20 protein-coding genes are annotated in these 21,854 nt (G+C 66.9%); 11 read left to right on the top strand and 9 right to left on the bottom strand.

Going from position 1 to position 21,854, the window contains the following annotated elements; all coding sequences use genetic code 11:
- Nucleotides 1-65 precede the first annotated feature (65 nt).
- Together ABWL39_RS00670 and dinB are read right to left on the bottom strand one after the other, a co-directional pair.
- Nucleotides 66-3,425 carry a PAS domain S-box protein gene (locus ABWL39_RS00670; RefSeq protein ID WP_367786231.1) on the bottom strand — a complete coding sequence of 1,120 codons (3,360 nt, stop codon included), beginning with the start codon at nt 3,423-3,425 and terminating at the stop codon, nt 66-68.
- 86 nt (nt 3,426-3,511) lie between these two features.
- On the bottom strand, nt 3,512-4,564 hold the full coding sequence (gene dinB / locus ABWL39_RS00665) for a DNA polymerase IV (protein ID WP_367786904.1): 1,053 nt from the start codon (nt 4,562-4,564) through the stop codon (nt 3,512-3,514).
- Between the two features lie 158 nt (nt 4,565-4,722).
- On the opposite strand from dinB, the gene ABWL39_RS00660 reads away from it, so the two are divergent.
- Nucleotides 4,723-5,859, top strand: a complete 1,137-nt coding sequence (locus tag ABWL39_RS00660; RefSeq protein WP_367786229.1) for a diguanylate cyclase — start codon at nt 4,723-4,725, stop codon at nt 5,857-5,859.
- Here ABWL39_RS00660 and ABWL39_RS00655 read toward each other — a convergent pair.
- Nucleotides 5,818-6,144 (bottom strand): multidrug efflux SMR transporter, encoded by a 327-nt coding sequence (locus ABWL39_RS00655; protein WP_367786227.1) that lies wholly within the window; start codon nt 6,142-6,144, stop codon nt 5,818-5,820. The two genes, ABWL39_RS00660 and ABWL39_RS00655, sit on opposite strands and share 42 nt — an antisense overlap.
- Nucleotides 6,145-6,422: 278 nt before the next feature.
- On the opposite strand from ABWL39_RS00655, the gene ABWL39_RS00650 reads away from it, so the two are divergent.
- Nucleotides 6,423-6,893, top strand: a complete 471-nt coding sequence (locus tag ABWL39_RS00650) for a hypothetical protein (protein ID WP_367786226.1) — start codon at nt 6,423-6,425, stop codon at nt 6,891-6,893.
- 136 nt (nt 6,894-7,029) lie between these two features.
- On the opposite strand, the gene ABWL39_RS00645 is transcribed toward ABWL39_RS00650, so the two are convergent.
- The 3 genes from ABWL39_RS00645 to ABWL39_RS00635 all read right to left on the bottom strand — a co-directional run bounded on the left by ABWL39_RS00645 (nt 7,030) and on the right by ABWL39_RS00635 (nt 10,001).
- Nucleotides 7,030-8,664 (bottom strand): isovaleryl-CoA dehydrogenase, encoded by a 1,635-nt coding sequence (locus tag ABWL39_RS00645; RefSeq protein ID WP_367786224.1) that lies wholly within the window; start codon nt 8,662-8,664, stop codon nt 7,030-7,032.
- Nucleotides 8,665-8,890: 226 nt separating this feature from the next.
- Nucleotides 8,891-9,499 carry a TetR/AcrR family transcriptional regulator gene (locus ABWL39_RS00640; protein WP_367786222.1) on the bottom strand — a complete coding sequence of 203 codons (609 nt, stop codon included), beginning with the start codon at nt 9,497-9,499 and terminating at the stop codon, nt 8,891-8,893.
- Nucleotides 9,500-9,611: 112 nt separating this feature from the next.
- The gene (locus ABWL39_RS00635) at nt 9,612-10,001 is read right to left on the bottom strand and encodes a hypothetical protein (protein ID WP_367786220.1); all 390 of its coding nucleotides are present in this window, start codon (nt 9,999-10,001) and stop codon (nt 9,612-9,614) included.
- A gap of 152 nt (nt 10,002-10,153) precedes the next feature.
- Between ABWL39_RS00635 and ABWL39_RS00630 the strand changes: the two genes are divergently transcribed.
- Genes ABWL39_RS00630 through ABWL39_RS00610 form a run of 5 tightly spaced genes read left to right on the top strand, consistent with a single transcriptional unit; the run spans nt 10,154 to nt 14,769 of the window.
- Entirely contained in the window at nt 10,154-11,650 is a 1,497-nt protein-coding gene (locus tag ABWL39_RS00630) for a DUF4331 domain-containing protein (protein ID WP_367786218.1), read from the top strand.
- Between the two features lie 13 nt (nt 11,651-11,663).
- Entirely contained in the window at nt 11,664-11,915 is a 252-nt protein-coding gene (locus tag ABWL39_RS00625) for a hypothetical protein (RefSeq protein ID WP_367786217.1), read from the top strand.
- Nucleotides 11,916-11,974: 59 nt separating this feature from the next.
- Nucleotides 11,975-12,391 carry a nuclear transport factor 2 family protein gene (locus tag ABWL39_RS00620; RefSeq protein WP_367786215.1) on the top strand — a complete coding sequence of 139 codons (417 nt, stop codon included), beginning with the start codon at nt 11,975-11,977 and terminating at the stop codon, nt 12,389-12,391.
- The gene (locus ABWL39_RS00615; RefSeq protein WP_367786214.1) at nt 12,388-13,539 is read left to right on the top strand and encodes a hypothetical protein; all 1,152 of its coding nucleotides are present in this window, start codon (nt 12,388-12,390) and stop codon (nt 13,537-13,539) included. Before ABWL39_RS00620 ends, ABWL39_RS00615 begins: the two co-directional genes overlap by 4 nt.
- A 3-nt stretch (nt 13,540-13,542) precedes the next feature.
- Nucleotides 13,543-14,769 (top strand): HupE/UreJ family protein, encoded by a 1,227-nt coding sequence (locus ABWL39_RS00610; RefSeq protein WP_367786212.1) that lies wholly within the window; start codon nt 13,543-13,545, stop codon nt 14,767-14,769.
- Nucleotides 14,770-14,787: 18 nt separating this feature from the next.
- Here ABWL39_RS00610 and ABWL39_RS00605 read toward each other — a convergent pair whose 3' ends face one another.
- Nucleotides 14,788-15,216: a PilZ domain-containing protein gene (locus ABWL39_RS00605; RefSeq protein WP_367786210.1), complete on the bottom strand. Its 429-nt coding sequence runs from the start codon at nt 15,214-15,216 to the stop codon at nt 14,788-14,790.
- Between the two features lie 111 nt (nt 15,217-15,327).
- A complete protein-coding gene (locus ABWL39_RS00600; protein WP_367786208.1) occupies nt 15,328-16,116 on the bottom strand; it encodes a class III extradiol ring-cleavage dioxygenase in 789 nt (262 codons plus the stop codon).
- 202 nt (nt 16,117-16,318) lie between these two features.
- On the opposite strand from ABWL39_RS00600, the gene ABWL39_RS00595 reads away from it, so the two are divergent.
- The 4 genes from ABWL39_RS00595 to ABWL39_RS00580 all read left to right on the top strand — a co-directional run bounded on the left by ABWL39_RS00595 (nt 16,319) and on the right by ABWL39_RS00580 (nt 19,530).
- Nucleotides 16,319-17,248, top strand: coding sequence for a LysR family transcriptional regulator (locus tag ABWL39_RS00595; RefSeq protein ID WP_367786206.1), 930 nt, complete (start codon nt 16,319-16,321; stop codon nt 17,246-17,248).
- A gap of 147 nt (nt 17,249-17,395) precedes the next feature.
- On the top strand, nt 17,396-17,965 hold the full coding sequence (locus ABWL39_RS00590; protein ID WP_367786205.1) for a sigma-70 family RNA polymerase sigma factor: 570 nt from the start codon (nt 17,396-17,398) through the stop codon (nt 17,963-17,965).
- Nucleotides 17,966-17,978: 13 nt separating this feature from the next.
- Nucleotides 17,979-18,695 carry an anti-sigma factor gene (locus ABWL39_RS00585; RefSeq protein WP_367786204.1) on the top strand — a complete coding sequence of 239 codons (717 nt, stop codon included), beginning with the start codon at nt 17,979-17,981 and terminating at the stop codon, nt 18,693-18,695.
- Nucleotides 18,696-18,795: 100 nt separating this feature from the next.
- A complete protein-coding gene (locus ABWL39_RS00580) occupies nt 18,796-19,530 on the top strand; it encodes a substrate-binding periplasmic protein (RefSeq protein ID WP_367786202.1) in 735 nt (244 codons plus the stop codon).
- A gap of 64 nt (nt 19,531-19,594) precedes the next feature.
- On the opposite strand, the gene ABWL39_RS00575 is transcribed toward ABWL39_RS00580, so the two are convergent.
- Nucleotides 19,595-21,541, bottom strand: coding sequence for a reprolysin-like metallopeptidase (locus ABWL39_RS00575; RefSeq protein WP_367786201.1), 1,947 nt, complete (start codon nt 21,539-21,541; stop codon nt 19,595-19,597).
- Nucleotides 21,542-21,854 lie beyond the last annotated feature (313 nt).

Here is a 21,854-nt window from a genome sequence, read left to right as displayed (position 1 = left end):
TGGATGGGCAAGCATTTTTTCTTGCCTGCCCAAATTTTAGTCAAACCGTCATAGTCGCGTCATGTTTAGATGGATGCGTCGTCGCCGCCGCCCGTGTCGGGCAGGCTGTCCACATGCAGCACAGGCCCGCGCGGCAAGGTGAAGAAGAAGGTCGCGCCGCGGCCCAGGGCGCCCTCGGCCCACACCTCGCCGCCATGGCGATGGATGATGCGCTGGACGATGGCGAGGCCGATGCCGGTGCCTTCGAAATCCTTGCCGTCGTGCAGGCGCTGAAACGCACCGAACAGCTTCTCGACATATTGCATGTCAAAGCCCGCGCCGTTGTCGCGCACCAGGTACACCGCCTTGCCGGCGCGCTCGGCCATGCCCAGCTCGATCTGCGCCTCAGGCTGCTTGTTGGTGAATTTCCAGGCATTGCGCAGCAGGTTTTCCAGCACGATCAGCACCAGGCGCTCGTCGCCCCAGGCCGGCAGGTGCGGCGGGCAGGCAAATGCCACCTGCCGCTGCGGGTCGCCAAAGCGCAGGTCGGCAATGATGCGCCCCGCCATCGGCGCGAGATCGATCTGGCGCGGCTGGAAGCTCTGGCGCGAGACGCGCGACAGGTTGAGCATATCGTCGATCAGCTGCGACAGGCGCTCGGTGGAAGCGGCGATGCGGTTCAGATAGTCGCGCCCCTCCTGGTCGAGCTGGCCGTAATACTCTTCGCGCAGGATGGCGCTGAAGCCGGAAATGCTGCGCAGCGGCGTGCGCAGGTCGTGCGACACCGAGTAGCTGAACGATTCGAGCTCCTTGATCGTCGCCTGCAGCTCGGCAGTCCGGTCGACCACGCGCTGTTCGAGCTCGGCATTGAGCTTGCGGATTTCGGCCTCAGCCGACTTGCGCGCGGTGGAATCGACGCCGACCGCGATGATCTCGTCAATCTTGCCCGAGGTGCCCGCCCGCGCGGCCGTCTTCCACATCAGCGAGCGCAGCTCGCCGCTGCGAGTGCGCATCGTCAGCTCGAGCTCGCTCGCGCCCAAGCTGCTGGTGTCGAGCAGGAAGCGCTCACCCGGCTGGCTGCGGCCACCGGGTGCGAACACCTCGACCCAGTTGCGGCCGATGGCATCCTGCGGCACGAAGCCGGTGATCGCCTGGAAAGCCTGGTTGATGCGCAGGATGCGGCCATCCGGCGCCATATTGCAGATGATCGCTGGCGAGTTGAAGAGGATCTGCTCCGAGTACAGTTTTTCCGCACGCAGCGCCACCTCGGCCTGGCGCCGTTCGAGCTCGGCCCCCGCGCGCGTGGCGAGGATGGTCAGCAAGGTACGCGCCTGCTCGATATCGGGGATCGGCTTGTCGTGCATCACCACCAGCAGGCCATTGGGCTCGTCGTGGGCGCCCTTGAGCAACACGCCGACGTAGCTCTCGATCGCGCTGCACTTCAGCTTCTCGTCTTGCGGGTAGAGCCCGGTCGCGCCTTGCGCGATCACGCACACGCCTCGGCTGCAGACGTCGCCGCTGGGCGTGCCGTCGAGCTCCCACTCCACGCCGTCCACGATCTCACCGCGGGAGCAGAGCGCCACGGTGATAGCCGACCTGGGCTCGCCACGTGGCGCCAGCTCGGCCACCAGTGCATACCGCACGCCCAGCGCACCGCACAGCTCGATCACCAGCGAGCGGAAAAAGCTGTCGCCGACGGCGGAGGCCGTCAGGCGCATCATGTTCTCGACCAGCGTTTCGGCGCGCCGATGTTCGGTAACGTCGAGATTGATGCCGACCAGACGTAGCGGCTGGCCCCGGTCATCGCGCTCCAGCTGGCCATAGGCGCGCAGGAAGCGGACCTGGCCGTTGGGCCGCACGACACGGAACTGGATGTCGAGCCCCAGGTCGCCACGCAGCACGCCTTGCAGCTCGGCATCGAAACGCGGCCGGTCGGACGGGTGGATCAGCTCGCGCCAGTGCTCGAACGTGCCGCCGAACTGGCCGGCCTCGCTGCCGTAGATGCAGCGCTGCACCTCGTCCCACTCGATCCGGCCGGTGGCGATATCCCAGTTCCACACCCCCATGTGCACCGCGCGCTGCGCCAGGCGCAGGCGCTCGGACAGCCGGCTGAGCTCGATCTGCGCGCTGACGCGCTCGCTCATGTCGCGTATCGAGGCACTTAGCAACTCCTGCTCGTCGAGCTGGAAATAGGACAGCACGATCTCGACCGGAAAATGCGTGCCGTCACGCGCCTGCAGCACCGAATCGAGGCGGTCCGAGTGTGTGCGCCGCAGCCGCTGGAACAGTTGCAGATGGGCAGCGAGCGGGTAGTTCGGGTCGATGTCGGGCACCGACATGCCCAGCAATTGCTCGCGCGTATAGCCCAGGCGCTGGCAGGCGCTGTCGTTGACGTAACGGAAGCGGCCATCGCCATCGACCCAGAACAGCATGTCGGCGCTGTTGTCGACCACGAACTGGATGCGCAGCAATTGCTGCTCGGTGCGCGCCAGGCGCTCGATCTGGTGCGACAGCAGCCGCCAGATCGCCGCCAGCACGCCCACCAGCAGCATGGCCACCAGCAGCATGCCGTACAGGTAGCCGCGCCAGCCACCGAGCAGCCTGTCCTTGTCGATGCCGACGGTGACGATCAGCGGCAGGCCGGCGGTGCGCCGGAAGCTCAGCAGGTTGACCGGCCCATCCCCCGCCAGCGGCTCTTCGACCATGCCGTCACGCACCTTGGCCATGGCCGGGTCGAACAGCGACGACACGGCCTGGTGGCCACGATCGGGCTCGAAACCGCCCTGCGGATAGCGCAGCAGGATTTCCGCATCGTTGCGCAGCAGCATCACCGTGCGGTCGCCATCGAGTTCGAGCGCCTGGTAGAAGCGCTGCAGGTAGGAATAGTCGAACACGATCACCAGCACCCCGGCGAAACTGCCGTCGCGGTGATCGATGCGGCGCGAGACGGGTAGGATGGCAGCATTGTCGACGCGGCTCGATACCGGCTTGCTGACGAACAGCCCCTGGCCTGGGTTCGCCATGTGGTAACGGAAATATTCGCGGTCGTAGACGTTGATGCGCTTGAACGGAAACTCCTGCGAATGCGCAATGCCCACGCCGCGCTCGTTGTACAGCGCGATGCGCTTCACCTGCGGCAGGCTCTGCGACACCTCGGCCAGCAACATGTGCAGCGAGGCCTCCGGCGTATCGGCCATGTGCTCGCGCAGCAGCGGGCTCTGCACGACCCGCTCGGTAGAAGCGGCGAGGGTGGCGAATACACCCGAGATGTGCTCGTCGAGCGCGCGCGCCAGCACCGCATCCTGCTCCAGCGCCACGGCACGGGTATCGACCAGATTGCGCCACACCAGCCAGGCGGCGGCCGACAGCAGCAGCACCGCAATGCAGACCAACAGCAGGGCGAGGTTGAAGCGCAAGGAGGCGAGATGCGAGCGGTGAGGCGCCATGAAAAGGCCCGAAGTGGAGAGTAATGCCATTATAGGCATGCAAGCCGGCGCCATTCGGCCGGCGCAATGGCCTGGGGTCAGGCCGCTCAGAACAGCGAGGGCTGCAGCTCCGGCTCGCGGTCCACCAGGCGCACGCCCACCCCCAGCAGCCTGACGGGCTTGCCACCCCGCTCGAAACAGCGCTCGCACAACTGCTCGTAGATGGCCAGCGTGGGCTCGAGCAGCGGGCACTCCATCGTGGTCTGGGTGAAATCGGCGAACTTCATCTTGAAATACGCCTTGCTGATGCGGTAGCTGGCATCGACCCGCGCCAGCCGCCGCACCATATCGTCGTAGAGCGCCGGCAGCTCGGCGCAGCAGGCCGCAGCGGTGGGCAGATCATCGACATAGGTGTTCTCGACCGACAACGATTTGCGCCGGCTGTCCGACTCTACCTCGCGGTGGTCGATGCCGTGCGCGAGCTGCCACAGCCGCTCGCCGAAACTGCCGAAGTGGTGGCTCAGCTCAGCCGGCGTCAGGCCGCGCACATCCTCGCAGGTAAACAGGCCGAGCTTGTGCATGCGCGCCTCGGTGACCTTGCCCACGCCGAACAACTTGCCCACCGGCAGCACGCGCACGAATTCGTCCACCATCGCGGGCTTCACCACGAACTGGCCGTTGGGCTTGTTCCAGTCCGAGGCGATCTTGGCGATGAACTTGTTGGGCGCAATGCCGGCCGACGCCGTAATACCGACCTCGGCGCGAATCTGCTCGCGGATCGCCTGGGCGATCCGCGTGGCGCTGCCCTGGCAGTGCGGCAAGCCGGTGACGTCGAGATAGGCTTCGTCGAGCGACAGCGGCTCGATCTTGTCGGTATAGCGCTCGTAGATGCGATGGATCTGGCACGAGGCCTCGCGGTACTGCTCGAAGCGTGGCGGCAGCAGGATCAGCGGCGGGCACAGCTTGACCGCGCGGCTCGACGCCATAGCCGAGCGCACGCCGAACTTGCGCGCCTCGTAGTTGCAGGTGGCGATCACGCCGCGCCGGTCCGGCTGGCCGCCGACGGCCACCGGCTTGCCGACGAGCGTGGGGTCGTCGCGCATCTCGATCGAGGCGTAGAAGCAGTCGCAGTCGATGTGAATGATCTTGCGCTGGGACATCATGCGGAAAGATAGGCGGCCATGTTGCTATTGTGCCCGTGATGGCTGGCTTTGGCATGGGGTGCCGGCGCCAGGCGGCCCCGGCGGCGGCGATATCTGATAATGTTGATCAGAGGAGACGGTGGCCACGCACCCGATCCGCGACATGGAGAACGAGATTGTCCGTACTGTCATGGTTGATGCCGAACGAACCCGCCCAGTCGCTGCGCATTCGCCGGCTGGGGCTCAGCGTGTTCATGTACGTCATGGCCACCGTACCGCTGGCCATCGGCGCCTATTTCGAGCTCACCTCGCCAATGCTGCTGGCGTTCCTGATCCTGTTCGGCACCACGGCCAACCTGGCGTTCTACCTGATGATCCGCTCCGGCATCAACCTGCGTTTCGCCGACCCGAGCCTGTCGCTATCGCAAATGCTGTTCGCCATCCCGCTCGATCTCTACGGCCTGGCGCACGCCGGGCCGATGCGCGGCGCCTACCTGTTGATCCTGCTCGTCATCTTCGTGTTCGGCTGCTACCGCTTGAGCACGCGCACGCTGCTCACGCTCAGCGTCGTCACCGTCGCGGTGTATGGCGCGCTGCTGCCGTGGATGCGCCACTACGACGGCTACGCCTTCTACCTGCCGCTGGAGCTGGCGCTCTGGCTCACCACCGCGGGCCTGCTGCCGGCCGTATCGCTGCTCGCCGGCAGCATCAGCAAGATGCGCAAGCGGCTGGCGCAAAACGCGCTGGAACTCGAGGCGCTGCTGACCAAGGTGACGGCCCAGGCCACGCACGACGAGCTGACAGGCGCCTACAACCGCCGCCACATCCTCGAACTGCTGGCACGCGAAAAGGCGCTGACGGACCGTGACCGTGGCCGTTTCTGTATCGGCATCGTCGATCTCGACCACTTCAAGCGCGTCAATGACAGCTGGGGCCACCATGCCGGCGATGTCGTGCTCACCACCTTTGCCGGCACGGCGCAGGCATCGCTGCGCGCCGGCGACGTGTTCGCGCGCTATGGCGGCGAGGAATTCCTGCTGCTGTTGCCCGATGCCGCGCCGGAAGCCGCCAGCGCCATGCTCGGCCGGCTGCGCGAGCGGCTCGCCGACACCGCGTTCGAATCGCTGCCCGGCGACTTCCGCATCACCCTGTCGGCCGGCATTGCGGCCTACCAGCACGGGGAAAGCATCGAGCAGCTGATCTCGCGCGCCGACGAGGCGCTCTACCAGGCCAAGCAACAGGGTCGCAACCGCGTCAACATCGCGGCCGGCTCAGGCCAGCTTGAGGCCGACGATGCCCACCAGAATCAGTAGCACGCAACCCGCGCGCCACACCGTGGCCGGCTCGCCCAGCACCAGCATGCCGACGACCACGGTGCCGGCAGCGCCGATACCGGTCCACACCGCGTAGGCGGTGCCGATCGGCAGCTGCCGCACGGCGAGGCCGAGCAGCGCCACGCTGGCGACCATCGCGCCGAGCGTCAGCACGGTAGGCAGCGGGCGCGACAGGCCATCGGTGTACTTGAGCCCGACGGCCCAGCCGATTTCGAGCAGGCCCGCCACAATGAGCATGAGCCAGGAAAGGGAAACGGGAGACATGGTCCACTCCGATCAGGGTCGGGGTCGTCCCCATGAGGATGCGCGCACCGGGTCGTCCCGGCGGCGTTGACAGGCGTCATTCTAGGCAAGGCAGTGGCAGCCGTCGAGCGCTGCGGGCGGCCAGCATTGCGGGTGGGCAAGGCAGGCGCCGCGCGCACTGGCCGGGGCACGGCCGCTTGCCATTCGGCCAGGATGAAACAGTTTGTTACACCTATCGCGGGCACCCTGGGGCCGGGTAGCGGCCTAAGCTACATAGCCTCATACCGCGAGGGCTCGCCATGGCAATCGCACCTGTTTCCAGCACTGCCCTATTTCCGGCCTGGCCGGTTTCCAGCCAGCCGCTGATCCCGTCCAGCACCGATGCGGGCACGCTCGCCGCAACGTCGGCCGACCTGTCGCTGCAGGATGCCATCGTGGCCGGCTTGGGCAGCCCCGCGCAGGCACCGCTCACGTACAGCGCCACCGGCCTGTTCGACGCGCTGGCCCTGGCCGGCACGCCGACGGCCGCGCCGATCGCGCCACAGCAGGACGCCACCACGCAAGCGCTGGACCTGCTGGCCGGCGGCATCGTCGACACCCTGCCCAGCGACGGCATCGCCAGCGGCATCTACACCCCGCACGGGCTGCTGCAGGCCATGCCCGACAATCTCAACACGGCCTGGGCGCAGATCCTCAAGGCCAACCCGGAGTTGAGCGGGCTGGCAGCCGGCACCTTGTTCGAACAAAACCTCGTCGATACCTTAGCCTGAGCGGCGGCATCAATTGGGTGCTGCTGCGCCGCGGCCGTGCCCGAATACCTCAAGCACGGTGGGTACACCACGGCTTCGTGTGCTGCCCGCGTCGATCCACCCGCACTCGTCGGATGGGCGACACGGCGCCTGGGCGTCAGGCTTCCAGCCAGCTCCGACGCAACAGGCCATCGAAATCGACATCGGCCGGCAGCGTGCCGAAGTGCTGGCCCCAGTCGCCGGCAAGGCGCGAGCGGCAGAAGGCGTCGCTGACGTAATCCGGCGCGTGCTGCAGCAAGAGACCTGCCTGCAGCGCTAGTGCTAGGTCCTGGGTGAGCCGGCGGGCGCGGGTTTCGAGCCCGTCGGCGTGCATGAAGTCGCGTTGCAGCCTGGCGACGAAGGTATCGAATGCCCGATGGCGGCCCAGCGCGGGGGCAAGCTCGGCCTGCAGCACTTCGAGCGTACGCGGCGATTTGCCGATGGCGCGCAGCACGTCGAGACACATGATGTTGCCCGAGCCTTCCCAGATCGAGTTGACCGGCATCTCGCGGTAGATGCGGCCGAGTATGCCGTCCTCGACATAGCCGTTGCCGCCGAGCACTTCCATTGCCTCGGCCGCGAATTCGGGACCGCGCTTGCACACCCAGTATTTGACGGCCGGCGTAACGAGGCGGCGGTACAGCGTCTCGGCTTCGTCGTCCTGTGCATCGAAGGCACGCGCCATGCGCAGGCCGATCGTGACGGCGGCCTCGACTTCGAGCGCGAGATCGGCCAGCACGTTTTTCATCAGCGGCTGGTCGATCAGCCGCGCGCCGAAGGTCGAGCGGTGATGCGCGTGATGCAGGCCCTGCACCAGCGCCTGGCGCATGCCGCCGGCGGTGCCGATGACGCAATCGAGGCGCGTGTAGGTGCCCATTTCGAGGATGGTGGGCACGCCGCGCCCTTCCTCGCCGAGCAGCACGCCCCAGGCATCGTGGAATTCGACTTCGCTCGACGAGTTCGAGCGGTTGCCAACCTTGTCCTTCAAGCGCTGCACATGGATCGGGTTCTTGCTGCCGTCGGGCCGCCAGCGCGGCACGAAGAAGCAGGATAGGCCGCCGGGCGCCTGAGCGAGCACCAGGTGGGCATCGCACATCGGCGCCGAGAAGAACCACTTGTGGCCGGTGATCAGGTATTCGCCATCGCCGATCGCCGTGGCGAAGGTGGTATTGGCGCGCACGTCCGAGCCGCCCTGCTTCTCGGTCATGCCCATGCCGATCATGCCGCCGCGTTTTTGGGCGAACGGCAGGTCGCGCGGGTCGTGCTCGCGCGAGAACAGGGTCGGCAACCAGGTCCGCACGCTTTGCGGGCCCTTGGCCAGCGCGGGTATCGCGCCGTAGGTCATGGTAGTCGGACACAGCGAGCCGGCCTCGATCTGGGCCTGCATGATGTAGCCCGCGGCGCGCGCCACGTGGGCGCCGCGCCTGGGGTCGGCCCAGGGACTGGTGTGCAGGCCGCGCTTGGCAACGCCGCGCAGGATCTCGTGCCAGGCCGGGTGGAACTCGACGGTATCGATGCGATTGCCGCGCGCATCGAAGGGTTTGAATTGGGGCGTGAACTGGTTGGCGAGCCGGCCCAGTTCAAACTGGTCGGCCCGCCCCAGATCGGCTCCCGCTTGGTACAGCCAGTCCGCCGCCCAGGCGGCGCCTTCGCGGCTCGCGCCTTCCTGCAGCACCTTGTCGATGGTGAACAGGTTGATGTCCCCCAAGGGCGGGGTCTGGTTTTGCACTTCGTGGGTTTGCCAGCTTTGCACGATCGTCTCCTCGATCTTCCTTGTTGTCCAAAATCGGCTGCTGCTCTTGCCGGCGGCTGGCCGGGTATTCGTTCGACGGCGCGCTTGTCGCCGTCAGGGCTGGGGGCGGCTTATTGCCCCCCCCTGATGACAGGGTGCGGGCGGGTTCGTTGCCACGCTACGGGCCAATCCCGGCGCGGTGTTCCATCGGCCGGCAAGGCGCGCCCAGACTGGGCTGCAGCCCGCTTCACCCGACCGCGCGCAGGCTGAAGGCGACCAGCTCGTCGGTCAGCGTCGCGCGAGCGGCTTCGTCCAGCGTCTCTTCGCCGGGTGCCAGCGGCCCGACCAGCGCCTCGGCCAGCGCGCCGACCAGGCAGGCGGCGGCCAGCTTGGCCGGCTGGGGGGCGATCTCGCCCAGCGCCATGCCTTCGTTGAGCAGCCCGGCAAACACCTCGGCGTAGGCCTGGCGCAGCTTGAGCCTTTCCTCATCGACCAGCGGGTCGACCGGCTCGGCGATCAGCGACCACGCCAGCCGCCGCGAGCGCAGCGCACGCTCGACGAACACGCGCACCGCGCCGGCCAGCCGCTCGTGCACCGAGCCCGCCACCTGTGCGACGGCGCTCACCACCTCGACCTCGTGGCTGCTCGCGGTGCGGAACACCTCGGCGAACAGGTCGGCCTTGGCCGGGAAGTAGCGGTACACCGTGCCGTTCGCAATGCCGGCCGCGCTCGCCACCTGGGCGATCTGCGTTTCCATGAAGCCACGCTCGGCAACCAGCGCCTGGGCGGCCTTGACGATGCGGGCGCGGACATCGGCTTTCTTCGCTTCAGTATTCGCGGTTGGGCGGTAAACCAAAAAGTGATTCCTGATTCATTTTTTGGTTAGCGTATGCCCGATCAGCAAAAAGATCAAGCAAATGATTGAATTATTCCGCAGACCAATCCCGCCCTCATCGGGTGGGCGAGGCTCATGGCTGTTTGCAGCCGAAGCCCGGGGCGAATTCCTGGTATTCGACCCGTGGCGCCCAGTCCTGCGCCAGGCGGTTGCCGCGCTCGGCGACGATGCAATAGCGCTGGCACGGCGCCACCTCGAGCGCGAGCGTTCTTTCCACGGGGATGCGGAAACCGGACACGGGCCGCGTCTCCAGCGTCAGCACGTGCTGGCCGGGCTCGATCGGCACCGGGTTCTGGTTGACGAGCGTGTCCACGCCGTCAACCTTGGTCACGCGCGTGGTGTAGGTGTGCATATTGGCCAGATGGTAGCGGTTGCCGTCGACCAGGCTGGTGCCGGCCGGGTAGCTGGCGCAGCCACCGAGCAAGGCGGCCGCGAGCACTGCACGGGTGGGATGGAATGACATGATGGCCTCCTCGCGCACAAGGGCCTGGGTTCATGCTGGTAAGACTGGCACAGATCACGGCCGTTCGGCAAAAACCCGTAACAAATTGCATCCAGACGCGGGGGCGCCGCGTATCAGTGGACGTGTCTTCCCACCACCACAGGAGAACCGTCATGAAACGCAGTCTGCTTGCCACTCTCGTCGCGCTCGGCCCGGTGCTGCTCGGCACCGCCCTGCCCGCCTATGCTTCCAGCCACCGTGAGGCACCGTTCATCACGCGCATGCCCAAGGTCGACGGCACCGACTTCTACATGTTCCGCTCATACGAGGCCGGGCGCGGCGACTATGTCACGCTGATCGCCAACTACAGCCCGCTACAGGACAGCTACGGCGGCCCCAACTACTTCTCGCTCGATCCCGATGCGCTGTACGAGATCCACATCGACAACAACGGTGACGCGAAGGAGGACCTGAGCTTCCAGTTCCAGTTCAAGAACACGCTGAAGGACCTGCAGGTGCCGGTCGGCGACCGCAAGGTATCGGTGCCGCTGCTCAATATCGGCGGCATCAGCAGCGTGAACCCGGAGGTGCTCAATGTGCGTGAGACCTACAGCGTCAACGTCACGCGCGGCGAGCGGCGCGGCCCGCAGCGCAACGCGGTGAGCAACGCCGATACCGGCGCGACGGTGTTCGACAAGCCGGTCGACAATATCGGCAACAAGTCGATCCCCGACTATGCAGGCTACGCCGCGCGCCACGTCTACAACATCAACGTGCCGGGCTGCGGCAAGCCGGGCCGCATGTTCGTCGGCCAACGCAAGGAAGGCTTCGGCGTCAACCTCGGCGAAATCTTCGACCTGGTCAACATCAAGGCGCCCGCCACCGCCTTCGACCCCGGCGCCGAGGACAAGGGCCTCAACATCGCCACCGACAAGAACATCACCTCGATCGAGCTGGAGCTGCCGATCGCCTGCCTGACCCACGGCGCGGACCCGGTCATCGGCGCCTGGACCACCGCCAGCATCCGCCAGGCGCGGCTGATCAACCCCGTCCCCGGCAGCGACAACAGGTCGGCCTCGAAGGAAGGCGGCGCCTGGGCGCAGGTATCGCGGCTCGGCATGCCGCTGGTCAACGAGCTGGTGATCGGCTTGAAGGACAAGGACCGCTTCAACGCGTCAAAACCGCGTGACGACGCACAGTTCGCCAGCTATGTCACCCACCCGACCCTGCCGGCGCTGCTCGAAATCCTGTTCGGCAATGTCGGCGTCAAGGCGCCGACCAACTTCCCGCGCAACGACCTCGTCACGGCCTTCCTCACTGGCGTGCCGGGGCTCAACCAGCCGGCCGGGGTCAAGGCCGCGGAAATGCTGCGGCTCAACACCGCCACGCCGGCCATGGCCCGTGGCGCACAGCAGCGCCTCGGCGTGATCGGCGGCGACAACGCCGGCTTCCCGAACGGCCGCCGCCCTGGTGACGACGTGGTCGACATCGAGCTACGCGTCGCCATGGGCCGCCTGTGCACGCTCAACCTCGGCTGCAGGCCGGCCGATGCGCCCGCGGGCGGCATTGACTTTACCGACGGCGCACTGGTCAACGACAGCCAGTTCGATGCGGCCTTCCCCTACCTGAAGACACCGCTGCCGGGCTCGCCGTTCGACGGCAAGCAGTAAGGAGGACGCCAGCATGAAGATGATCAAGTTGATGGCCATCGCGCTGGCCACGGCGGCACTCGGCGCCTGCGGCGGCGGGGAAGATGGCGGAAATGGCGGCGACACGCTCGCCAGCACGGCCCCCGCGCCGAGCGCCCCAGCAGATGCCTTCACCACAGCGACGGCGCAACAGGTGGCCGCCAGTAGCGACGCCAGCGAGCCGATCGCGGTCGACAGCCTCGCGTTGACCCAATCCGACAGCGGCGAGCCGGTGGCCGTCCGGTAGGGCTCGGCAATCATGCGGCCGCCCGCAGCCAGCGGTCGGCCGCCAACAGGAGAATGAAGATGAACGAGCAAGGCAATCTGGAACGGGTACGGGCGATCTACCAGGCCTTCGCGCAAGGCGATCTGCCCACCGTGCTGTCGCACTTCCACGATGACGCGATCTGGCATGTGGTCGGCGACCCGCGCCAGGTGGCGTTCTTCGGCCGGCGCGAGGGCAAGGCGGCGATGACGGAGTTCTTCGTCTCGCTCGCGGGCCAGGTCGAGGCGCTGGACTGCATGCCCCAGGCCTTCCACGCCTTTGGCGAGCAGGTGCTGGTACTGGGCCGCGACAGCGGCACCGTGCGCACCACCGGCCGGCGCTACCGGACCGACTGGGCACAGCTGTTCACGCTGCGCGAAGGTCGCGTCGCGCAGTTCAGGGAGTTCTACGACACCGCAGCCATCGCCCAGGCATTCCAGCCGGAGGCACAGCCATGAAACGCCTTCTGCTCGCGGGGGCCCTGCTGGCGGGGGCCCTGCATGCCGCGCCAGTGGTGCCCGCCAGCGATGCGAGCGTGGTTGAGACGCTGCCGGCACGGGCCGACCCGCTGGCGCGCGAACTCAAGGCGCTGCGCGCGCAGGCCCAGGCCCAGCCGCAACGGCTGGATCTCGCGCTGAGCCTGGCGCGACGCTATGTCGACAGCACGCGCCGGCTGGCCGATCCGCGCTATCTCGGCTACGCCGAATCGGTGCTGGCGCCGTGGCTGGCGCAGCCACAGGCGCCGCTCGATGCGCGCGTGATGCAGGCGATCATCCTGCAGAGCACGCACCGCTTCGATGCGGCCATCGCCGAGCTGCAGCATGTGCTGGCGCGCAACTCGGCCCATGCGCAAGCGTGGCTGACTCTGGCCAGCGTGCACCAGGTGCGCGGTGAATTCGAGCCGGCACGCGCCGCCTGCCGCCATCTCGCCCCCCTGCTCGACCCTGGCGTGGCGGGCGAGTGCCTGGCTGGCATCGCCGCGCAGACCGGCCAGGGCGATGCTGCCTACCGGCTGCTGGCGCTGCGTCAGGCTGAGGCGCCGGACTGGTCGCGCGGCTGGCTCACCGTGCAGCTGGCCGAGCTGGCACAACGGCTGGGCCGGCCCGCCGAGGCACGGCGCTGGTTCGAACGCGCCATGGAAAATGGCCCGCCGGACAGCTACCTGAAGGCAGCCTATGCCGACTTTCTGCTCGACCAGCACGACGCAGCGGCGGTGATCGCACTGCTGGCCGGCGACACCCGCGCCGACCCGTTGCTGCTGCGTCTGGCCGAGGCCGAGGCAGCAAGCGGCGCCCCGGCGGCAGCCGAACACATCGCCGCGCTCAATGCCCGCTTCGCCGCCGCTCGCGAGCGCGGCGACGTCACCCACCGCCGCGAGGAGGCACGCTTTCGGCTCAGGCTCAAACACAATGCGCCGGCTGCGCTGCAACTGGCGCTCGACAACTGGCAGGTGCAGCGCGAGCCGGCCGACGCACGCATCGTGCTCGAAGCCGCGCTGGCCGCACGCCAGCCGCAGCGCGCCGGGCCGGTGCTCGACTGGCTGCGCGCCACGCGCCTCGAAGATATCGCGCTGCGGCCGCTCGCCGCGCAACTGACAAGGAGTTGAGCCATGCCTGCCTTTCTCGATCGCCTGCTGTCTGCGCTGCGCACGCCGCGAGCCGACGGCTCGGGCTTTGGCCCGATACCGGACGCCGCCCGGCGGACAGCGACAACGCCGGCCCGCCCCGGCTGGCTCGCAGGCTGCGTGCTGCTGCTCCTGCTCGCGGCCCCCGCCCAGGCACACAAGGCTAGCGACAGTTATCTGATGCTGGCCGCCCATGGCGAGCAAGTCACCGGCCACTGGGATATCGCGCTGCGCGACCTCGACGAGGCCATCGGCCTCGACGCCGATCAGGACGGCCAGCTCACCTGGGGCGAGGTGAAGGCCCGCCACGGCGCCATCGCCGCCTATGCGCTGACACGGCTCGGCATCGAGGGTGGCGGCCGGCCGTGCCGGCTCGACGGCGGCCAGCAGACGCTCGAACGCCATACCGACGGTGTCTACACCTCGCTGCCGCTGACGGCCACCTGCCCGGCCGGCACCGCCTCGCTGCGGCTCGATTACCGGCTGCTGTTCGACCTCGACCGGCTGCATCGCGGGCTCGCCCGCGTGAGCCACGACGGCAGCACCGAATCGCTGGTGTTCAGCCCCGAGCAGCCGCGGCAATCCGTCACCGAGCGCGGCAGCTGGCAGACGGCCGTCGAGTTCGCGCGGCAGGGCGTCATCCATATCTGGACCGGCTACGACCACATCCTGTTCCTGCTTTCGCTCTTGCTGCCCGCCGTGCTGGTGTGGCGCGACGGCGGCTGGCAGGCCAGCGCGGGCTGGCGACCCGGCGTGGCGGATACGGCGCGGGTGGTGACCTCGTTCACGCTGGCGCATTCGATCACGCTGTCGCTTGCCGCGCTCGGCGTGGTGAGCCTGGAGAGCCGCTGGGTGGAATCGACGATCGCGGCCTCGGTCGTGCTCGCCGCCATCAACAATCTCTACCCGGTGATTCGCGGACGGCGCTGGGCGGTGGCGTTTGGCTTCGGGCTAATCCACGGCTTTGGCTTTGCCAGCGTGCTGGCGGAGCTGGCCTTGCCGCGCGCGCAGCTGGTCACGGCGCTGGTGAGCTTCAATCTCGGCGTGGAACTGGGGCAACTGGCCATCGTCGCAGCCTTCCTGCCGCTGGCCTATGCCCTGCGCGGCTCGTGGCTGTATCGCCGGCTGACGGTGTCGGCCGGGTCGATCGCGATCATCGTGCTGGCGGGAAACTGGTTCGTGCAGCGGGCATTCAACCTGCCCGGCTTGTGACTGGCGGCACCGAGCGGCTCAGTGGGTGCCGCCGCGCGGGAAGCGGGCGGCGTACTTGTCGATCCACTCGTGCGCGGCCTCTTCCGAGGTCAGCTCGCGCTGCTCCGTCCTTGCCACATGCTGCTTGTAGTTTTCGATGTAGCACAGCTGCTCGACCATGCGCGCGCGGAACACGTCGTCGGGGTCGAGAAAGGCCACGCCAAGCTTGAAGCCAGCGCCATGTGGGCTGCACCAGGCCACGCGCCCGGTGGTTTCGAACGGCGGGCGCACGAAGGGGATGCGCAGCGCCACCACAGCCCCCGGTTCGAGCCGGCTGAGCGAATCGAAGGCCAACCCGCCCAGGCTGACGTCGCAACTGCAATGACTGTCGTAATCGGCCTGATCGGCTTGCTGACAGGCGTTGATTTCGAACGGGATCGTCACGGGGTGGCGGATGAACTGCCTCATGGGCGGTCTCCTGAGCAATGCGGAAAAGATGGCGGGCGCCCTTTCAGGCTAGCCCACCATCGCCGCCACGGCAAAGCGACGCGACCATCCGCCCGCGCGGCAGCCGGCCGCTCAGCCGCCGAAGGTGTAGATGTCCATCGCCAGCACGCCCTCCGTGATGCCGGCATAGCGCCGCGCCACCGCCGGGTGCTCGCCGGCCGCGCCGAGCGCGACGTAGATCGGCAACAGGTGTTCCTCGGTCGGATGGGCGCGCGCCGCCGCCGGGGCAAGCTCGCGGTAGTGCAACAGCTGCTCGACCTCGTCGGCCAGCAGATGCTCGTGCATCCACTGCTGGAAGGCCGGCACATAGGCCGGGATACGCGGGCCGTCTTCCACGCCGAAATCGACCTCGTACAGATTGTGCGTGAGGCTGCCCGAGCCGACGATCAGCACGCCCTCGTCGCGCAGCGCCTGCAGCGCGCGGCCGAGCTGGTAATGGTGCGCCGGCCCCTGGCGTGGCTGCAGCGAGAGCTGGGCCAGCGGCACATCGGCGTCGGGGTACATGACCTTGAGCGGCACCCAGGCGCCGTGGTCGATGCCGCGCTGGGCATCGAGCGTTGCCGGCAGCCCGGCCGCGGCGAGCAGCTCGGCGCCGCGCTCGGCCAGCCAGGGCGCGCCCGGCGCGGGGTATTGCACCTGATACAGGGGCTCGGGGAAGCCGCCGAAGTCATGGATGGTCTCCGGCCTGGCCGTGGTATTGAGCTTGGGCGCCAGGCTACCCCAGTGGGCCGACACCATCAGCACTGCGCGCGGCCGTGGCAGCCCCGCCGCCAGCGCACGCCAGGCCTCGCCGGTGCGGCCGGCGTCGAACGCCAGCATGGGCGAGCCGTGAGAGACGAAAACGGTGGGCAGCGTGGTCATGATGCGGTTTCCTGATCAATGGTTGCCATTAGAACGATACCGTCGCCAAGGGTTCGCCCGGGGGGCGATCTGGCGTCGATATTGTCGGCCTGGGGGCGCGACGGCGCAGATGGCTCCGTCGATGGCAGGCAGTGTGATTGATTTCACAGCAGCAATAAATAAGCTAAATTGTGATTATTTATCGCCAAATTCGGGATAATTAATGGATCGCCTGCTGGCCATGCAAACCTTTGCCCGCGTCGTCGAGGCCGGCAGCTTCGTGCGTGCAGCCGAGCGGCTGGGTATCTCGACCACCGCCGCCTCGCGTCTGGTGGCCGATCTCGAAGCCCGCCTCGCCACGCGACTGTTGAACCGCACCACGCGCCGGCTGAGCCTGACCGAGGCAGGACAAGCCTATTACGAGCGTTGCCAGCAGATCCTGCACGACATCGACGATGCCGAAATCGCCGTCGGCAGCGAAACCCGGCGCCCGGCCGGGCTGCTGCGCCTGTCGGCGCCATTCACCTTCGGCCACCGCCACCTGGCGCCCTTGCTGCTCAGCTATCGCGCGGCCTATCCCGAGGTGACGGTCGAGGTTTCGCTGTCGGACCGCATGATCGACCTGGTCGAGGAAGGCATCGACCTGGCCCTGCGCATCACGCGCCAGCCCGCGCCCAACCTGGTGGCGCGGCGGCTGGCGCCGGCCCGCATCCTGCCCTGCGCGGCGCCGGCTTATCTGGCCCGGCACGGCACGCCTGGCACCCCGGCCGAGCTGGCAAGCCACAACTGCCTGGTCTACACCTATGGCGGCATGCACACCGAGTGGCGCTTTGCCGGCCCCGAGGGCGACACCGCAGTGCGCGTGGCCGGCAGCCTGCGCGCCAACAACGGCGACATGCTGCGCGCCGCCGCACTGGCCGGCGAAGGCATCGTGCTCGAACCAAGCTTCAATATCGGCGACGACCTGCGCAGCGGCCGGCTGGTGCCGCTCTTGCCGGCCTACCGGGTGGCGGCGCTCGGCATCCTGGCGGTCTACCCGAGCCGGCGCTACCTGTCGGCCAAGGTGCGCAGCTTCGTCGATCATCTGGTCGCCGGCATGGGCGAGGCGCCGCCGTGGGACACCTGGCTCGACACCCACCCGGCATTCCGCTGAATCCAGAAGCCGGTTTGCTGCGTATCACCCGGGTTGTGGTGCTGGCACGGCTCACCTAATCTTGTCTGGATGGGCCGCAGGAACGCCTTGAGGCATGGCCACCCGCCATGCCTGAACGTATTTCCATTCAATTTCGCGGATTTCATCATGACCGACCCAGCCGAACTCGGCCGTCTGCTCGCCCAGGTGGGGCGTGGCGATGAACGGGCATTTTCCGAGCTCTACCGGACCACCTCGCCGAAACTATTTGGCGTCGCGCTGCGTATATTGTTCAGACGCGACTGGGCAGAGGAGGTGTTGCAGGACTGCTATGTGAAGATCTGGCAGCACGCCGCCGACTATGGCGCCGACAAGAGCCAGCCGATGACCTGGATGACCAGCATCGTGCGCAACCGCTGCATCGACTTCCTGCGGCGGCCGCGCGAGGATGGCCTGCCCGAGAACGAGGACGGCGAGCCATTGCTGGATTTCGCTGACGAAGCCGCCGGGCCGCTCGCGCAACTGCTCGGCGAGCAGGACACGGCCTGGCTCGCGCGCTGCCTGCAAAAACTCGCCGCGCGCGAACGCCAGACGATCTCGCTGGCCTTCTTCCATGGCTTGAGCCACGGCGAGCTCGCCGATCATCTGCTGCAGCCGCTTGGCACGGTGAAGACCTGGGTACGCCGCGGCCTGGACAAGCTCAAGGATTGCATGGCCCCGATATCGCAAGAGGCCTGACAGGTAGCGCCCGATGAATTATCTACGCCCCGAACGACTGGACAAGCTGGCCGCCGAGTATGTGCTCGGCACCCTGCGCGGGCTCGCGCGCAAGCGCTTCGAGCGGCTGCTGGCCGAGCAGGCCACGGCCCGGCTCCACGTCAAGGAGTGGGAGACGCGGCTGGCCTCGCTGGCTGTCGCCATCCCGGAAGCCGAGCCGCCACGGCGTGTGTGGCGCGCCATCGAGTCGCGCATCGCGGCCGAGCGTGCCCGCCAGCCCAGGCCAGGCGTGCCCGCCAGGCCGGCTGGCAGCGGCTTCTGGCGCGGCCTGGCGCTGTTCATGTCGGGTGTTGCGGCACTGCTCGTAGTCTATCTCGGCGTTGCCCCGCGCCCCGCGCCAGGCCCGGCCAAGAGCTATATCGTGGTGCTCAATAGCGACAAGATGAAACCGGTGATGATGGCCGAGGCCGACGCGGCGAGCGGCGAGATCCGCGTGCGCGTGCTGGCGACGCAAGCCGTCGGCCGCGACAAGAGCCTGCAGCTGTGGGGCCTGCCCAAGGGCGGCAAGCCGCGTTCCTACGGCCTGATCCCGGCCACTGGCATCGTCAGGCTGCGCTTCGACAAGCCGATCGAACAGGTCTTGTCCGACATCACCGCGCTGGCGGTCAGCCTGGAGCCACAAGGCGGCTCGCCAACCGGCCAGCCGACCGGGCCGGTGCTCTACACCGGCGAAGTGATCAGGCCGATCTGACATGAGCCCCCGTCGCGTCGGCAATGACCTATGCTGAATTGAAGGCATCACTAAAGACATCTCGTTTACGTATGCAGGCAAGCCGTTCAGGAGAAACATCATGCTTAGCGCCCGGTCGCAATCATCGGCGCTCGTGCTGCTCGGACTGTTCAGCCCCTTGCTGCAGGCAAGCAAGCTGACGATCTACACCGAGGAGTACCCGCCCTACAACATGATGGAGCCGACCACGGAAACCGTGACCGGCGTATCGACCGACATCGTGCGCGAGTTGATGCACCGTGCCAGGCAGGATCACGACATCCTGCTCGTGCCGTGGCAACGCGCTGTCAGCCTGGCCCAGGCGCAGCCCGACAGCTGCGTCTACTCGATGTCGCGCACCGAGCCGAGAGAGCCGCTGTACAAATGGATCGGCCCCCTGGTGCAGAACGAATGGGTGCTGTTCGGCCGGGTCGAGGATGATCTCAAGCTCAAGAAGCTCGAAGATGCCGCGCGCTATCGCATCGGCAGCTACCAGGGCGACGCGATCGTGCAATACCTGCAGGAACGCGGCTTTCTGGTCGACGTGGCGATCAACGACCGCCTCAATCCCGCCAAACTGGCAGCGCGCCGCATCGACCTGTGGGGTACCGGCAGGCTGATCGGGCAATACATCCTGCGGCAGGAGAAAATGATCGGCATCCAGCCGGTGCTGACCTTCAACCGCACCGAGATGTACCTGGCCTGCAACAAGGCCATGCAGGAGAAGCGCGTGGAGCAGTTCAACACCCTGCTGCACGCGATGGAAAAAGACGGCACCATCAACCAGATCTATTCGCAGTACGGCTACCAGCGCTGAACAGCCGACAACAAAAAAACAGGCCGGATATACCGGCCTGTTTTCGTATTGCCTTGCGCGCTGGTCAGCGAACGAGGAAGCGCAGATCGTTCATGCTAGCGCTCAGCGCGGTGTAGTTGACCATCGGCGGCGTGACCGTGCGCCCAGCGACGCTGACGCTGATCGAGCCGCTCGCGCCCGCCACCGTGGTGCAGCTCAGCACGCTGTTGTTGCGGCCAAGGCTGCACTTGCCCTGCTTGTCGTTGATGGTGACGGTCGCGCCTTCCACCGCACGGCCGGTCTTCAGGTCGACCAGGGTGCCGGACAGGGTCAGCGTCGCCGGCATCGCCGAGACTGCCGCAGCCTTGAAGTTTGCAACGGCCGGGAACTCCAGGTTCAGCGTGCGGGATACGTTGGCGGTGGCCGTGCCGCAAGGCGCGTTGCTGCAGACGGTCAGGTTGGGGTTCGAATACACGCCGACCTTGGGCCAGTAGTAGCTCATCACGTCGCCGAACTTGCCCGAGACGCCGTAGCCGAAGGAATCGGCATAAGCGCCCTTGCCGGTGCCCGAGTGGGCGATGTCGTGCATGGCGCCGAAGTTGTGGCCGACTTCGTGGGCGAAGGTCGTATCGTCGCAGTAGTAGCTGGTCGAGGTATCGCGCCCGTCGGATACCACAGTGTAGGCGTAAGCCGACTGGTAGGGGATGTACTCGGGATGCAGGCCCTGCCCCAGCACGTAGCCAACGCCACAGCTGCCGCCATTCTTGACGTAGCTGAACGGGCGCAGGAAGGTCACCAGGTCGGCGCCATACTGCGTGCGCAGCGCATCAGTGCCGATAAAGGCGCCACGGCTGGCTTGCACGTCGCCCAGCGCCACGCCATTGTCGTTGTCGGCATAGTTCACTTCCTTGGTGAAGACGGCGCGCAGCTTGCCGTTCACCTGGCTGTCCGAGAGCGCGCGGTTGGCGATTGCGAACAGGTTCTGAATACGGGTCAGGTAGGCGCTGTCGCCAAGCTTCTGGCGGAATGTCGTGGAAAACAGCACCAGCACATCGACGGTGTTGGTGGCGGAAGTCGTGGTTGCAGCCGTCGTCGTCGTCGTCGTGGTGCCCGTGGTAGCCGTCGTGCCCTTGGCCGTAGTTGGCGCCTTGGCCAGCACCTGCTTGGCCTGCTGCGCAAGCTGGGATGCCGCTGCGGTCGGCGCATCGATGTCGTAGTGGGTGCTGTCCGGGTTGTGGTAGCCAGCGGCCCTCACATCGACCATATAGGTCTTGCCACCCTGGGTTTCGATGCGGTAGACGGTGTCCGGCGTCGTCACGGTGCCGAATACGGCATCCGGGCCATAGGTCAGCGTCGCCTGATAGGCCTTGCCGTTGTCGCGCGAGTAGGCAAGCCAATCCACCGCGCCGGCCATGCCAACCTCGCGATTCACGAACACCAGCGGCAGCTTGCTGCCATCGGGCAACGGCAGCTGCACGATGTCGTTCTCACGCGCCTGGGACAACGTATCGAGCTGCAGTTCGACCTGGTACATGCCCTTGCCCGCGGCACGCGGATGGCCACGCTCATCCAGCGCGAAGCCGACCATGTCGCCCGTCGCCGAGCGGAAACCTGCCGCGGCCCCGGCCTTGACCGCCAGACGGGCATCGGCACCCTGCTTCAGGGCAAAAGTGCCGGCGTTATAGGAAATCGAGCCGACGAAACCCTGGCCGTCATATTGCAGCGTGACGCGCGCACCATTGTCGCCAGACAGGTGGCCGTGCCAATAGGCAACGCCGTTGCTGAACGGCGACTGCGACTCATACACCACCTGCTTCTTGCCGATGACCGGGAAGGCGATCTCGACGGTGTCGCCGACATGCAGACTGAATAATTGCTTGCCATCGAGGCGGAAAGCCTGATAAAACGCCACCCCATCTTGCGCAGCGGCAACCGGCGGGTGAGCGTTGTGTGCAAACGCGGCAGCGGATAGCGACCCCAGGGCAACGGAGAGCACGGAAGCGGCAATCTTGTTGGTGTTCAACGTAAACATGAGCATCAGCCTCTGGTTGGTCAACCCGCCATCGGGTAAGTGACGCCGATGTTATAACATAAAATTAGAATTTACTAATATTATTTTAATATCAACACCTTACCTGGCCTGAGAAAGCCCCCCGTTCACGCCTGCAAATCGCACCAGGATTAGTTTATATTTTTTGCCGCATGCGTTAGGCAAGACTGCGCCTGACACTCAAAAAGCCCCCCGGCAGCCCCACCTCAAAGCCCGTCTCACCTACCCACCCAGCCCTCCAATCGTGCCCAGCTGGCGGCATCCACACAGCCCTCGGCCAAACGCCGCCGTGTCG

Source organism: Chitinivorax sp. PXF-14, from assembly GCF_040812015.1.
Classification (GTDB): domain Bacteria; phylum Pseudomonadota; class Gammaproteobacteria; order Burkholderiales; family SCOH01; genus JBFNXJ01.
The sequence above is the reverse complement of the archived record's forward strand: the minus strand, read 5'-3'. Positions and strand labels throughout refer to the sequence as shown.